This window comes from Acidovorax sp. GW823-FHT02H02 (genome assembly GCF_058797075.1).
On sequence record NZ_JBXAJH010000020.1, the window covers coordinates 21,489 to 34,764 of the forward strand.

Consider the following 13,276-nt stretch of genomic DNA (forward strand, 5'->3'; position numbering starts at 1 on the left):
CGGGCGGGCAGAGTGCAGCGCGCAAGCACGGTGAATGCTTCATGGGGATGCGGTCGCTGCAGAATGGGTGGGCGGGCCCAGCAAGCCGCAGGCATCGGCTTCGCATTGCGGGGCTGCACGCCGTCACAAAAACCCCAAGGAGACACCCCCCATGCTGCATCGCCGTCTTGTACTTTCCGTGGCCGCCGGCCTCGCCCTGGGCTGCGCCTCGCTGGCCCATGCGGCCTGGCCTGACAAGCCCATCAAGCTGATCGTTCCATTCCCGACCGGGCAGGCCACCGATATCTTTGCGCGCGCCCTGGCCGAGCAACTGGGCCAGCGCCTGGGGCAGAACGTGGTGGTCGAAAACAAGGCCGGGGCAGGCAGCAACATCGGCAGCGAGTTCGTGGTGCGCTCGACCCCCGATGGCTACACGCTGCTGGTGGCGGGCAGCGCGATGGCGGTGAACCAGACGCTCTACAAGAAGGTGTCGTTCGACCCCACCAAAGACCTGGTGGGCATTTCGCTGATTGCCAAGGTGCCACTGATCTTTCTGGCCACGCCGGGCTCGGGCATCACGTCGATGAAGCAGCTGGTGGAGCAGGCGCGCAAGGCGCCGGGCCGCCTCAACTATGCCAGCGCGGGCATTGGGGGCACGCAGCATCTGTCGGGCGAGATGATGAAGTCGCGCGCTGGCGTGTTCGTCACCCACATTCCCTACCGGGGCAGCGGCCCGGCGCAGGCGGATTTTCTGGGCGAGCAGGTGCCGCTCATGGTGGATTCGGTCACGGCCGCGCTGCCGCACATTCAGAGCAAGCGCGCGGTGCCGCTGGCCGTGACATCGGCGCAGCGCTCGTCGCAACTGCCCGAAGTGCCCACGGTGCGCGAGAGTGGCGTGCCCGAGTTCAAGGACTTCGAGGCCGTGGGCTGGCTGGGCTTGATGGCGCCCAGGGGCACACCGCCCGAGATCACCCAGCGCCTGAACCGCGAGGTGGTGGATCTGCTGCGTGGCGAGCCGCTGGCGCGCTTCATCCGGGATCGGGGTTCGGAGCCCGCACCCACCACGGGCGCCGAGTTGGATCGCTTCATCGCCAGCGAAATAAAGCAGTGGGGCGCCGCGGTGAAGGCGTCGGGTGCGTCGGTCGATTAGGGGCTGCCCAAACCCTGCGCAGAGACTGCGGCGTTGGCCTCAGGGTGTCCAAGCCGTGCGCCTTCTGTCGCCAGCCCCGGGCCCCGCCCGGCGGCAATGGCCCGGCGCAAGCCGTGCCTCCACCCCGCTGCGCGATACTTGGGCGCATACGGTAGTCGGCACTGCCTGCTCCGGCATACGGGGATGCAGGTGTAGTGCGCCCCATGGCCGAAGGAGTGGCGAGTGAAATCTGCAAGTGATCAATGGTTCGACGAGGCCTACTACCAGCGCTACTACTACGACAAGAAAACCAGTGTGGTCGACCCCGAGCATGCCGAGCGGCTGGGCGACTTTGTGTGCAGTTACCTGCAGTACCTGCGCGTGCCGGTGCAGCGGGTGCTCGATGTGGGCTGCGGCATCGGCCTGTGGCGTGCGGCGCTGGCGCGGCATTTTCCCGATGCCAGCTACCACGGCGTGGAGTTCAGCGAATACCTGTGCACCCGCTTTGGCTGGGAGCGCGGTTCGGTGGTGGACTATCAGGCACATGACCCGGCCGAGCCCTTCGATCTGGTGATCTGCCAGGGCGTGCTGCCCTACCTGAACCCGTCCGACCTGAAACTGGCCTTGCGCAATCTGTGCCAGCTGAGCCGGGGCGCGCTGTATGTGGAAGCCGTCACGCGCGAAGACTACGAGCGCGACATCATCGACGACGAGCTGACCGACCCGCGCCTGTTTCGCCACCGGGCCGAGCTGTACCGGCGCGGCCTGCAGGAAGGGTTTGCCGAGATCGGCGGCGGCGTGTGGTTGAGCCACCGGTGCGAAGTGCCGCTGTTTGCGCTGGAATGCGCGGGCGGGCGTTGAGCATGTCTTGCGTGCCCGCACCACCCCATGCCGTTGCCCGCCAGCGCGCCGAGCGCCTGGCGCGCAGCTCCAAGCCTTTTCTGGCGCGCGGCGGCCCGCGCGGCGAGCGCTGCCCCGGTTGCCGCCTGCTGCCCAGCCACTGCCTGTGCGCGCTGCGCCCGGCCGTGCCCACGCGCGCGGGCGTGTGCCTTCTGATGGGCGATGTCGAGGCGCTCAAGCCCAGCAATACCGGCTGGCTGATCGCCGATGTGGTGGCCGACACCTTTGCCTTCGGCTGGGCGCGCACCGTGGTGCACCCGGATCTGCTGGCCCTGCTGGCCGATCCGCAGTGGCAGCCGGTGGTGGTGTTTCCGGGCGAAGGCGTGGCGCCCGAGCGCATGGTGGAGTCCCTGCCCCGCAACGCTGACACAGAAGCCCCGGGCGGCACCACCGGCAAGCGCCCGCTGTTCATCTTGCTGGACGGCACCTGGCCCGAGGCGCGCCGGATGTTTCGCAAAAGCCCCTATCTGGATCGCCTGCCCGTGCTCCGCCTGCAGCCCGGGCAACGCTCACGCTACCGCCTGCGCCACACCCTGCACGATGACCACCTGTGCACCTGCGAGGTGGCAGCCCTGTGCCTCGAACTGGCCGGCGAGACCCGCGCGGCGCAGACGCTGGAGGCTTACCTGGATGTGTTCACCCACCACTACCTGCAGGCCAAGAACCAGCTGCCGGTGGACGAGGGCAACGCGCTGCACCAGCGCCTGCGCGATGTCAGCACAATGGCCTGAGCCTGCGCGCAAACTCCGGTACCTTGCGCCGGTGCCTTACAGTAGCCGCCCTGCTGGCTGCAAGCCAGGCCCACCCCCAACACACCAGCCCCCAGGGCTCCCCCCATGACCAAAGACCTGGCACGACAGAACGAACTCAAACCCATGGCGCTGTGCGAGCCCTGCCAGGGCATCCAGCGCAACTGGCGCAAGGCGCCCGGCCACGCCGAACTGGTGCAGCGCGGCAACCGCAAGGAAGACCGCGATCACGGTGAAGTGACCATCACCCGCTATGTGTGCGACCGCTGCGGCACGGCCTGGGAGTACGAGAACGACAAGACCAACCAGAAGGCCGGCTGGTCGGTGGTGGGGCGCTGAGCCAGCGTTGATTTCTTCAATTGCTCTTTTATTGATAGCTGTTAGCGCCTTTTCAATAAGGGTTAGCGACCAATATGGTTTGCATTTTCTGCAGCGATGACTCGGAACTCCGGCGAAATCCGCCCATCCTCCGCAGCCGCCTGCCAGAACTGCAGCGCCAGTGCCTTCGCCTCCTGCCACTCGCCCAGCGTGGCGGCCGTGGGTTGCAGCGGGCGGCTGGCAAAGTCGCGCGGCACCAGCTCGCCACCCACGGGCGCATACAGCATGGGCAGCATGTCGTAGGTGGGTGACAGCGCCCAGTCGTCGCCCTCCAGCACCAGCGAGATGTTGCCGTAGTGCCGGTCGGTGTTGGCGATGAGCTGGCCGTAGGCCTCCAGCAGGCGCAGGGTGCGGGCATCGGCCTGCGTGAGCAAGTTGCGCGTGGCCATGCGGTTGGCGGTGGCGGCCCAGTTGTCGATCTCGCCCACGTATTCGGCGTTGTAGACCTGGAGCGAAACCATGCCAATACGTCCGCCCAGTCCGCCCATACCCTGCGGGTCGTTCGCTGGCACCGGTGTACGGTCAAAGCGCTCGGATTCCAGAAACACGCGCCCCGCGCCCGTGAAGAGCTGCGTGCGCGCGGCCGGCAGCCCCGCCTGTGCCAGCGTGTGCAGCGCCAGGTGTTCGCACACCAGCAGGTCGCGCATGCGCTGGTCGGCCGGGGAATCGCCAGCGGGCGAGAACTTCACGATGACATGCCGCCCGGCGGTGAGGGTGCAGAACTTGGGCTGCTCGCCGCCCGCCGACGAGCCCGCGTGCGTGCCCTGCATGGCCTGCTCGGCCAGCTGCGGGTAATCAAAGGCCGAGGCGGCGCGCGATGCACGCACGGGCAGGGTGTGAAAGCGCTGGAACGCGGCCTCGCCCATGATGAGGTTGCCTGGCAGATCGTCGCCATACAGCGTCATGGCGCGCAGCACGTCGTCGTCGCTCCAGTGGCGTGGGTCGTGGCCCAGTTGCAGTTCGGGGTGGGCATGGGCAAAGGTGCGGCCCATGAAGCCCTGGGGCCGCATGTCGTCCAGAAACCAGGGCAGACCATCGTGGCGGCGATGTTCGCCATCGACCTCGTCCACCCAGAAAGCGCCCCCTTCCAGCGGCACCATGCGCGCAAACGGCGATGGGCGGCCCTGTGCGTCAATGTGCATCACCAGCACTTCGTTGCCCACACCGGGTACGGTGCGGGGCAGCACATAGCGTTGCGATCGCGCCGCGCCCACCTTCTGCACCTGGCCGGCATGGATCAGCGGAGCCAGCGCACGCGACACCGTGGGCTGGCTCACACCCAACAGGTTCTGCAGCTCGGCGCTGGTCAGCACGCCGCCTTGCCGGCGCAGGGCCTGCAAGGCGTTGGGGGTGAGTTCGTGGGAACTTTTCATGAATGATTATATGAATAGATATATTTTTGTAAAATTCCATTGAATTCAATGGATGTATTGAATATCTGAATAGATAAAAATAATACGTTTAATGGTATGGCTTCGCAAAGATCAACGATGGTGCGGCACCTTTTCAGCGAAGCCGTGTCCCACCTGCATTCCAGGAGACCACCCATGCTGCACCGCCGCCGATTTCTGACCACCGCCACCCGCGCCATGGCCCTGGGGGGTGCGGCGCTGCTGGGGGCGCGTGGTGCGCAGTCCCAGCCCAGCTACACCGTGCCGCTGGCGCAGTTGCAGGAGATGGTGGGGCAGAAGTTTCCGCGCAGTGTGCCGGTGCAGGGGCTATTGGATTTGACGGTGCAGGCGCCGCGCCTGCGCCTGCTGCCCGAGGTGAATCGCCTGGGTGCGGTCATGGCGGTGGATGCGGCAGGCCCTGCGCTGCGGCGCAGCCATGCGGGCAGTTTCGATGTGGAGTTTGCGCTGCGCTACGAGGCCAGCGACCGCAGCCTGCGCGCCCACCAGATCCGGCTGGGGCCGCTGGATTTCCCCACCCTGAGGCCCGCCGTCACCGAACTCCTCAACGCCTACGGCCCGGTGCTGGCCGAGCAGGCGCTGCGCGAAGTCACGCTGCACCAGCTGCGCCCGCAGGACACGGCCGTGTTCGACGGCCTGGGGCTGCAGCCGGGGCCCATCACGGTAACGGCCAAGGGGCTGACGGTGGCCTTTGTGCGCCAGCAGCCTTGAATCCGCTGCGGTGCAGAACGCTTCTGTTTTGATAGCTTTTGGCGATTGATGCAAAAGCGCTTGAGGCGTATTTCATCCAGAATATGCCGTCCAGAGAGGCTGTGCGCCTTGCACGATGTCCGAGGGGGCCCATTCCACCGTCCTGCACAGTGCACCGCAGTGTTCCATCCGGCGCACTTTCGCTGCGGTAGCGTTGGCCCCATATTCCACCCACATGCCGCCCCATCGTGGTGGTGCACCAGCCAAAGGAGTTCCTGATGCCGTCGTCCCCAACCACCGCCACCCTGCCCATCGTGCAAGCCCAGGCGCTGGGCCCGCTGTGGCCCACGATGGACCCGTTCCTGTTCTGCGCCCACCATGACGACGCCTACCCCGCAGGCAACGGTGCCTTTGCGCCCGCCGTGTCGCTGGAAGACCGCCAGATCGGCAGCGATTTCAGCCGCAAGGACGGTTGGAGCATGTACCACGGCGACACCGTGCCGGGCTTTCCGGGCCACCCGCACCGCGGTTTTGAAACGGTGACGCTGGTGCGCAAGGGGCTCATCGACCATTCCGACTCGCTGGGCGCGGCCGCGCGCTTTGGCGGCGGCGATGTGCAGTGGGTCACGGCCGGCAAGGGCATCGTGCACTCGGAGATGTTTCCGCTGCTCAACGCCACCGAGCCCAACCCGCTCGAACTCTTTCAGATCTGGCTGAACCTGCCAGCGCGCAACAAGATGGTGGCGCCGCACTTCACCATGCTGTGGAACGAGCGCATTCCGCGCCTGGTGCACCGCGATGCCGCAGGCCGTGCCACCACGGTGACGGTGGTGGCGGGTGCCTTGCCCGGCGCACCCGCACCGCTGGCGCCGCCGCCCGAGTCCTGGGCCTCGCAGCCCGAGGGCGACGTGGCCATCTGGACGCTGCATCTGGAGCCCGGCGCCCAGTGGACGCTGCCTGCGGCACAAGGCCAGGGCACGCGCCGCATGCTGTACTTCTTCGTGGGCGACAGCCTGCGCGTGGGCCCGCAGGACGTGGACCGCCACGCCGCGCTGGAGGTGGCAGCGGGCCAGGACTGGCTGCTGACCAACACCGGCGCCAGCGCCGTGGAATGCCTGCTGCTGCAGGGCCAGCCGATTGGCGAGCCCGTGGCGCAATACGGCCCCTTCGTGATGAACACGCAGGCCGAAATCATGCAGGCCATGAACGACTACCGCCGCACCCAGTTTGGCGGCTGGCCCTGGCCCGAGCAGGACCCGGTGCACGGCACCGAGGCGCGGCGCTTTGCGCGCTATCCGGGCGCGGACGCCGAGGAACAGCCTCCCAAGGCTTGAGAGGCTGAGACGGCAAGCTCAGGGCGCGAAGCTGGCAGCCTCCGGCGTGCGGCCCAGCTCCTTGAGCACCTTGAGCGTGACCGCCATGCCGGTGTTGCCCGCGGGCACGCCGGCATAGACGGCGGTCTGCAGCAGCACCTCGCGGATGGTGTCCAGGTCCAGGGGCGCGGCCTCGCTGTCGGTCGGATCGGCCTGCAGCCCGGTGCGTATGTGCAGCTCGAACTCCTCCCAGCGGCCCATGGCGGCCGTGATGGCCAGCACCATGATGCGGCGCGTGCGGCGCTCCAGCCCCGGGCGGCTCCAGATGCCGTCCCAGGCATAGGCGGTGATCATGCGCTGGAACTCCACATTGAGCACATTGGCGTTCTCTACGGACCGGTCCACCCAGGCATCGCCCAGCACGCGACGGCGGTTAGCCAGGCCTCGCTGCAGGCTGTCGGTGGCTTCAGGAACAGGTGTTGGTGTGTTCTGCATTTACAGTGCTTTCTTCAAAGGCGGCTGCTGAATGGGTTGCCAGAAGGGCCAGGCACTCCCGCTGCGAAGCCTGCACGGCCTGCTGCGGGTCGCAGGCCAGGGCCAGCGCGCAGCGCAGCAAAGGCAACCGTTCGGGCGCGGTGCGGTCGGCGGCCCATTGCAAGAGCAGCTCCTGCAGCTCGCACTGCTGCTCCAGCGCCAGGGGCGCGAGCTGCTCCACTGCGGCCAGAGCCTCATGCTTGCCGGTGAAGGGCGCCAGCGCATGCACACAGGCTTCCGAAAACACCAGGCCCCGCAGGCTGGCCACATGGTCCAGCATGCGCCGGGGATGAACCTGCAGCGTCTGCGCCGCATGGCGCAGCGCCGCGGCCGCGCCATGGGCGTGGCGCCACAGGTCGGGCCACTGGGCGACTTCCGCCTGCCATTCACCCAGCGCGCGTTCATGGGCCTGTGCCATGCAGCCCAGCAGCAGGGCGGCCAGCGGCGGCACGGCCTGGGCCTGGGCCACGGCCTGCATGCAGTGCACGGGATTGCGCTTGTGCGGCATGGCGCTGGAAGTGCTGCCGCGCGCGGCCTCGCTGATCTCTCCCACCTCGTATTGCGACATCAGCGACCAGTCGCGCGCCAGCTTGGCCAGGCTGCCGCAGCAGACGGCCACTTCCATGGCCAGGCGCATCCAGGTGTCGCGCTGCGTATGCCAGCTGCGGCCGCTGGCCCCAAGGCCCAGGTTCCGCGCCAGCGCCTGCTCCACCGCCAGCCTGTGCGTGCCCAGGGTCGCGCCGTTGCCCACGGCGCCGCCCAGTTGCACGCACAAGGCCTGGGGCGCCAGCTGCGCGAGCTGGTCGATGCTGCGTTGCAGCGCCGCGGCCGACTGCGCGCATTTGAAGCCGAAGCTCGTGATCTGCGCTGGCTGCAGCAGGCTGCGCGCCAGCATGGGCGTGGCTGCATGCCGCGTGGCCAGCTCCACCAGCGCTGCGACCAGGGCGTGCAGCTCGGCCAGCAGGGCTTGCAGCGCCTGCTGGGTGAGCAAGGCGCTGGCCGTGTCCACGGCATCCTGTGTGGTCGCACCCCAGTGCAGCCAGGGCAGGCCTTGGGGGGCATGGGCTTGCAGCCACTGCTGCAGCGGCGTCACCAAGGCCAGGCCCAGCGCACCGCTGGCGCGCGCCTGTTCGGCGATGCTGTCGCGGTCCAGCGGCGCCTGAGCGCAGGCGCTGGCAATGGCCAGGGCCGCAGGCTCCGGAATCAGCCCGCAGTCGGCCTGCGCCCGGGCCAGGCCGGACTCGAAGCGCAGCAGGGCCTGCAGCCACTGCGCATCGGAAAACCAGGCACCGCCGCCTGCCGGGCCCAGATAGTCGTTCACCAGGGTCATGCTGCTCGTGCCGGCTTCAGGCCGTGGCTCCCGACGCCTTGATCACCGCCGCCCACTTGCTGCTTTCCTGGCGGATGCGGGCTGCGTACTGCTTGCTGTCGCCCAGCAGCGGCACGGCGCCTTCCACCTCCAGGCGCGACTGGAAGCTGCTGGAGGCCGCCACCTTGAGAATGTCGCGCCCCAGTGCATTGACCGTCTCCTGCGCCGTGCCCTTGGGGGCCAGCACGCCATAGGTCAGCGAGCTTTCGAAATCCGCCAGGGCCGGCACGCCCGACTCGGCCACCGTGGGCACGTCGGGCAGCTGCGGCTGGCGCTTGGCGCCGGTCACGGCCAGGGCGCGCAGCTTGCCCGCTTTCACGAGCGCCATGGCCGCCGGGATCACGCCGAAGCTGAAGTCCACATTGCCGCCGACCAGATCGGTCAGCGATGGGGCCGTGCCCTTGTACGGCACGTGGATGGCCTTGGCGCCCAGGGCGTGGGCGAACATCTCGCCTGTGAGGTGGCCGCCCGTGCCCGAGCCGCTGGAGGCGTAATTGAGCTCGCCGCCGCGGCGGCGCAGCAGCTCGGCCAGCTGGGCCAGGTTCTTGGCGGGTGAAGCCGCCGGCACCACGAGCAGCAGGGCCGAGGAGGCGAACATGGCCACCGGCTGCAGATCGGTGGAGGCATTGAACTTGAGACCCGGGTAGAGCGAAGGATTGATGGACACCGTGCCCGTATGGCCCAGCAGAAAGATGCTGCCGTCGGCGGGTGCGCGTACCACCATCTCCGTGCCCAGATTGCCGCCCGCGCCGGCCTTGTTCTCCACGATCATGCCGTAGCCGAAGGCCTCGTTGAGGCCGTGCGCCATCTGTCGCGCCAGCACATCGTTGCCGCCGCCGGGCGCGAAAGGCACGACGATGCGCGTGCTGCGCCGCTGTCCCCAGGCGGGCAGGACGGCCACGCCCAGGCTGGCCGCCACGCCGGCGGCCGCGGTGGCCAGCCACTGGCGGCGGCGCAGGATATCGGACTCGCGCATTTCTTGTCTCCTTGAAAGTTCGTTGTCCGCAGTGTGGTCCAGGCCGGCGCCGGAAAACAGGGCTTGCGGCTGGTATTTGTTTGAAGAAAATGTGTGAAATGGATGTCAGATACATACACAATTTCTTGTGCGTCGTGCAGACGGGCTCCATGTCCGAAGCCGCGCGCCAGCTCGACCTCAGCCCCTCGGCCATCGCCCAGCAGATGCGCGTACTGGAGGTCGGCCTGGGTGCTCCCCTGCTGGTGCGCCATGGCCGCAGCGTGCGCGCCACAGCGGCCGGCGAGCGCCTGTTCGAACGCGGGCAGCGGCTGTTGCAGGACTTCGACGGCCTGCGCGCATGGGTGTTGGGCGATGCCGATGGCGGCGAGCTGCGCCTGGGCACGGTGAACACGGCCCTGCACGGCTTTCTGCCCGCCGTCATGCAGGCCTTCGTGGCTCGCCATGAGCAGGTGCGCATCAGCGTGCGCGCCGGGCTCACGCCCGAGCTGTACACCGCCCTGGTGCAGTCCGAGCTGGACGTGCTGATCTGCCTGAAGCCCTCGTTTGACCTGCCCAAGACCGTCTGCTGGGCCGAGCTGCGCGAGGAACCCCTGGTCGTGCTGTGCCGCCGCGAGGACGCGCACCAAGACCCACTGGCGCTGCTACGCAGCCGGCCCCTGGTGCGCTACGACCGCGCGCTGGCCGGCGGGCGCCTGGCCGACCGCTACCTCAAGGCACAGGGCATAGTTCCCGTGGAGCGCATGGAGCTCAATTCGGTGCTGGCCGTGGCCATGATGGTCGACCAGGGCCTGGGCGTGGGGCTGGTGCCCGACATCGGCAGCGTGCTGGCCCAGGGGCGCGACGTATGCACGCTGGCGCTGCCGAATGGGGCGGGTGCGGGCGGCGACGGCCGCGCCCCGGATGCGCGCAAGGTCGGCCTGCTGTGGCTCAATACCTCGGCCCGCGCGCGCTGGGCGCGCAGCCTGCTTGAATGCGCGCGGCAATGCCTGGGTTGACGCGGCAGGGGAGCCCTGATCGTGCCCCGGAATAGCCCGAGTCGCCGACAATGGCTGTTTTGTGCGGTGCATGGGCCTGGTTCATGCGCCGCGGTTCCCGAAAGCCAAACCATGAACATCACCAAAGACACCGCCGTCACCATCACCTACAAGGTCACCACGCCCCAGGGCAAGCCGCTGGATTCCGGCAGCCTGTCGTACCTGCATGGCGGCTATGACAACATCTTTCCCAAGGTCGAAGCGGCGCTGGAAGGCCAGGCCGTCGGCTTCAGCGCGGCGCTTGATCTGGCCGTCGAAGACGCCTTTGGTGCCCGCGACGAAAGCCTGGTGCGCACCATCCCCAAGGCCGAGTTTCCCCCGGGCGTGAAGGTGGGCGGCCAGCTGCAGGGCGCGGGCGCCGATGGCCAGCCGCAGGTGTTCAATGTGGTCAAGATCAAGGGCCCCGAAGTGCACCTGGACGGCAACCACCCGTTGGCCGGCCAGGCGCTGAAGTTCAGCTGCAAGGTGACCGAGGTGCGCGCTGCAAGCGCCGAAGAGATCGCCCACCGCCACGTGCACGGGGCGCACGGCCACCAGCACTAAAGCGGCGCCGCTTCACCGGACGGCGGGTGAGCCCCCGTAGTCGAGGCAGGATAGACAGCCATGCACGATATTGCAGTTGGCCTTAACCCTGCTCAAAAGCGCCGCGTAACCTCCAGCCCTGCCGCGAGCGCACGGCGCAGGCCCGGTTCGTAGAACCGATGGTTGCCGTCGTTGACGATCACAGAACCAGCGTGTTTCTTGTTGGCCAGGTTGTCGACGCGGATGAACTCGCGTAAGGTCCATGGCCCGCTGCCTTGCTCAAAGCGAGCCACCACCCCAATCAGTGTGTGCCCGCCGGCCGACTCGCTGTTGAGATCGTTCACATACACCCGCCCTGTGCTGCGCACTTCCACTGTGAACACGCTTCCGGCCGCCCAGGTGCCGGCGAAATTCGGCGCCCAGGCCAGCTGTGCAAAGAGTTGTTGCTCAGGAATCCCTGGCATGCGATTGCCTGAAGGGACCCGCACCTGGGGATTCACGCCTGGGCACTGCGTGACAGTGCAGGTGCTAAAACTGTCCTGGTAATGCGCTCGCAGGTAGGTGTAGGCGGTAGTGAGGGTGAACGGGCCTACACCGTGCTCGGCCAAGAGCTCCAAGCCCTGGCGCCGTGTTCGCCCTGCGTTCTGAAACGTGGACCTGCCCCCGGTATTGTTCTGCACCACGATCTCGTCGTCGGTGCGGATGTCAAACACGGTTGCGTTCCAAAAACCAGCACCGCTGCGCCCGCGCAGGCCCACTTCGGCGTTGGTGCTGCGGGCTGCGTTCAGCGTGCTGTTGAAGCCGGCCGCGCCACTGCTCTGGTAGGCAACCTCGTTCAGCGTAGGGATCTCCAATCCCTTGCCCAGGTTGGCAAAAACCTGCAGGGCGGGGGTGATCTGGTACCGCGCTCCCACTACGGGAAGCGTGCCGCCGAAATCCCGGGCACCGCTATCGTTGCCATTGGCACCGCTGATGAATCGGTCGCTGGAGCTGTATTCGGCATGCACGCGGCGCACACCCGCGCTGAGGGTCAGCTGCTCGGTGCTCCATTCGGCCTGTGCATAAGGGTCGAGGGTGGTCCCGCGGTTCGTTTCATCGCGGCGCAAAGCACCCTGCACGCCCAGGGATGGACCAACGAAATTCTGGTAGCCCTTGCGCAGATCAACCTGGCGGTCGGACGCCAGCCCAGCACTCAGGTTGACGCGACCATGGGCGGCCTCCCCGGTCCAGCGCCAGCGTGCATTCCAGCCCCAGTAGTTCCGGTCCAGGTCAATCAGGCCGCCAGAACTGGTGATGCCCTGGGCACCTGTGGGAATGGACTGATATTGCACCACCTGGCGATTGCCACCATATCCCATCAATTCGATCTTGTGACCTCCGCCGAGCGCTTGGTCCCAGGCCAGGCCCAGCTGGCGTTGCGACACCGATTTGCGGGTGTTGTATTGGATCGCGGCCGGTGTGGTCTGCCGGTCGTCCGCATCAAACTCGGCACGCGACAGGCCCAACGGATCGAGCGCAAACCCTCGCTGTTGGTTGAACAGCAACACCGTGCGTCCACCGTCGTGGGCGCGCGAAAGTTTCATGTTTGCGGTGGTCCGGTCGGCCGCCGACTGCGCCCGTGCACCATCGGTTGCAAACTTGCCCACATCCAGCGCGTAGGACCAGCCGGGATCCTGCTCGGAGCCGGTATGGCCACTGACTTGGGTTGAAAAGCGCCACAAGCCATTCGCGCCCGCCGCAACACCGGTGCGGATCTCACCGGGGCGCCTACCGTCTTCCGTGTACAACAAGATCGCCCCGCCGCTGGACGCACCATATAACGCTGCGAACGGCCCGCGCACGACCTCGATGCGATCGGCGCTGCCCAGCGGAAAGTTCGCCGCTTGACCGGAGCCGTCTGGAGCGCTGGCCGGAATACCGTCAACAAACAGGCGCACGCCGCGCACCCCGAAAGTGGACCGGGCGCCGTATCCTCGGATTGACACTTGAAGGTCCTGTGCGTAATTTTCGCGATTGCGAATCACCAACCCCGGCACGCGCGCGAGTCCTTCGGACAGGTTGATCTGCAACTGGCCGTCGCGCAATTCGCGGCCGTCCACTACATCCACGGTGACCGCGCCGCGCCAGCGTTGCGCGACTGAGCCGCTGCCAGTGATCACTACCGGTGCCAAAGCCCCACCGTCGGGGACATCGGATTGCAGCGTCGTCTGGGCGTGCAGCCAAGCGGGTAGCACGGCGAGGGGGAAAATAGCAAGGTAGCGCACGATTGTTGGGTGGGCTGTGAAGGAAGTTGG

13 protein-coding genes are annotated in these 13,276 nt (G+C 67.3%); 8 read left to right on the top strand and 5 right to left on the bottom strand.

Annotated features, from left to right (window positions below):
* The first annotated feature begins 151 nt into the window (after positions 1-151).
* From AC1RDS_RS18335 to AC1RDS_RS18350, 4 genes are all read left to right on the top strand, one after another.
* Positions 152-1,129 (top strand): Bug family tripartite tricarboxylate transporter substrate binding protein, encoded by a 978-nt coding sequence (locus tag AC1RDS_RS18335; protein ID WP_092700099.1) that lies wholly within the window; start codon positions 152-154, stop codon positions 1,127-1,129.
* 222 nt (positions 1,130-1,351) lie between these two features.
* Positions 1,352-1,969, top strand: a complete 618-nt coding sequence (locus AC1RDS_RS18340) for a class I SAM-dependent methyltransferase (RefSeq protein WP_348682656.1) — start codon at positions 1,352-1,354, stop codon at positions 1,967-1,969.
* A 2-nt stretch (positions 1,970-1,971) separates the two neighbouring features.
* Positions 1,972-2,739 carry a tRNA-uridine aminocarboxypropyltransferase gene (locus tag AC1RDS_RS18345; RefSeq protein WP_287879349.1) on the top strand — a complete coding sequence of 256 codons (768 nt, stop codon included), beginning with the start codon at positions 1,972-1,974 and terminating at the stop codon, positions 2,737-2,739.
* Positions 2,740-2,844: 105 nt separating this feature from the next.
* On the top strand, positions 2,845-3,096 hold the full coding sequence (locus AC1RDS_RS18350; protein WP_348682657.1) for a hypothetical protein: 252 nt from the start codon (positions 2,845-2,847) through the stop codon (positions 3,094-3,096).
* A 62-nt stretch (positions 3,097-3,158) separates the two neighbouring features.
* Here the strand turns inward: AC1RDS_RS18350 and yjjJ are convergent, their stop codons facing one another.
* Positions 3,159-4,508 (bottom strand): type II toxin-antitoxin system HipA family toxin YjjJ, encoded by a 1,350-nt coding sequence (gene yjjJ / locus AC1RDS_RS18355; protein ID WP_348682658.1) that lies wholly within the window; start codon positions 4,506-4,508, stop codon positions 3,159-3,161.
* A 174-nt stretch (positions 4,509-4,682) separates the two neighbouring features.
* On the opposite strand from yjjJ, the gene AC1RDS_RS18360 reads away from it, so the two are divergent.
* Positions 4,683-5,255 carry a DUF1439 domain-containing protein gene (locus AC1RDS_RS18360; RefSeq protein ID WP_348682659.1) on the top strand — a complete coding sequence of 191 codons (573 nt, stop codon included), beginning with the start codon at positions 4,683-4,685 and terminating at the stop codon, positions 5,253-5,255.
* Between the two features lie 257 nt (positions 5,256-5,512).
* The gene (locus AC1RDS_RS18365; RefSeq protein WP_287879340.1) at positions 5,513-6,568 is read left to right on the top strand and encodes a pirin family protein; all 1,056 of its coding nucleotides are present in this window, start codon (positions 5,513-5,515) and stop codon (positions 6,566-6,568) included.
* 18 nt (positions 6,569-6,586) lie between these two features.
* Here AC1RDS_RS18365 and AC1RDS_RS18370 read toward each other — a convergent pair whose 3' ends face one another.
* The 3 genes from AC1RDS_RS18370 to AC1RDS_RS18380 are packed head-to-tail and all read right to left on the bottom strand — an operon-like array spanning position 6,587 to position 9,426.
* Complete coding sequence (locus tag AC1RDS_RS18370; RefSeq protein WP_092700109.1) at positions 6,587-7,042, bottom strand: carboxymuconolactone decarboxylase family protein; 456 nt, start codon at positions 7,040-7,042, stop codon at positions 6,587-6,589.
* Positions 7,014-8,411 carry a lyase family protein gene (locus tag AC1RDS_RS18375; RefSeq protein WP_092700111.1) on the bottom strand — a complete coding sequence of 466 codons (1,398 nt, stop codon included), beginning with the start codon at positions 8,409-8,411 and terminating at the stop codon, positions 7,014-7,016. Before AC1RDS_RS18375 ends, AC1RDS_RS18370 begins: the two co-directional genes overlap by 29 nt.
* A 16-nt stretch (positions 8,412-8,427) precedes the next feature.
* On the bottom strand, positions 8,428-9,426 hold the full coding sequence (locus AC1RDS_RS18380; RefSeq protein ID WP_287879337.1) for a Bug family tripartite tricarboxylate transporter substrate binding protein: 999 nt from the start codon (positions 9,424-9,426) through the stop codon (positions 8,428-8,430).
* A 98-nt stretch (positions 9,427-9,524) separates the two neighbouring features.
* Between AC1RDS_RS18380 and AC1RDS_RS18385 the strand changes: the two genes are divergently transcribed.
* Together AC1RDS_RS18385 and AC1RDS_RS18390 are read left to right on the top strand one after the other, a co-directional pair.
* Positions 9,525-10,421 (top strand): LysR family transcriptional regulator, encoded by an 897-nt coding sequence (locus AC1RDS_RS18385; RefSeq protein ID WP_431603975.1) that lies wholly within the window; start codon positions 9,525-9,527, stop codon positions 10,419-10,421.
* 111 nt (positions 10,422-10,532) lie between these two features.
* On the top strand, positions 10,533-11,003 hold the full coding sequence (locus AC1RDS_RS18390) for an FKBP-type peptidyl-prolyl cis-trans isomerase (protein ID WP_092700117.1): 471 nt from the start codon (positions 10,533-10,535) through the stop codon (positions 11,001-11,003).
* Positions 11,004-11,095: 92 nt separating this feature from the next.
* Here the strand turns inward: AC1RDS_RS18390 and AC1RDS_RS18395 are convergent, their stop codons facing one another.
* On the bottom strand, positions 11,096-13,246 hold the full coding sequence (locus tag AC1RDS_RS18395; protein WP_287879329.1) for a TonB-dependent receptor family protein: 2,151 nt from the start codon (positions 13,244-13,246) through the stop codon (positions 11,096-11,098).
* Positions 13,247-13,276: the final 30 nt, after the last annotated feature.

What these genes read in the sequence shown, in the direction of transcription:
- AC1RDS_RS18375 (WP_092700111.1), bottom strand. Translation starts at nt 8,411, where the DNA reads ATGACCCTGGTGAACGACTATCTGGGCCCGGCAGGCGGCGGTGCCTGG.
- AC1RDS_RS18380 (WP_287879337.1), bottom strand. Translation starts at nt 9,426, where the DNA reads ATGCGCGAGTCCGATATCCTGCGCCGCCGCCAGTGGCTGGCCACCGCG.
- AC1RDS_RS18360 (WP_348682659.1), top strand. Translation starts at nt 4,683, where the DNA reads ATGCTGCACCGCCGCCGATTTCTGACCACCGCCACCCGCGCCATGGCC.
- AC1RDS_RS18345 (WP_287879349.1), top strand. Translation starts at nt 1,972, where the DNA reads ATGTCTTGCGTGCCCGCACCACCCCATGCCGTTGCCCGCCAGCGCGCC.
- AC1RDS_RS18370 (WP_092700109.1), bottom strand. Translation starts at nt 7,042, where the DNA reads ATGCAGAACACACCAACACCTGTTCCTGAAGCCACCGACAGCCTGCAG.
- AC1RDS_RS18385 (WP_431603975.1), top strand. Translation starts at nt 9,525, where the DNA reads ATGGATGTCAGATACATACACAATTTCTTGTGCGTCGTGCAGACGGGC.
- AC1RDS_RS18365 (WP_287879340.1), top strand. Translation starts at nt 5,513, where the DNA reads ATGCCGTCGTCCCCAACCACCGCCACCCTGCCCATCGTGCAAGCCCAG.
- AC1RDS_RS18350 (WP_348682657.1), top strand. Translation starts at nt 2,845, where the DNA reads ATGACCAAAGACCTGGCACGACAGAACGAACTCAAACCCATGGCGCTG.
- AC1RDS_RS18390 (WP_092700117.1), top strand. Translation starts at nt 10,533, where the DNA reads ATGAACATCACCAAAGACACCGCCGTCACCATCACCTACAAGGTCACC.
- yjjJ (WP_348682658.1), bottom strand. Translation starts at nt 4,508, where the DNA reads ATGAAAAGTTCCCACGAACTCACCCCCAACGCCTTGCAGGCCCTGCGC.
- AC1RDS_RS18335 (WP_092700099.1), top strand. Translation starts at nt 152, where the DNA reads ATGCTGCATCGCCGTCTTGTACTTTCCGTGGCCGCCGGCCTCGCCCTG.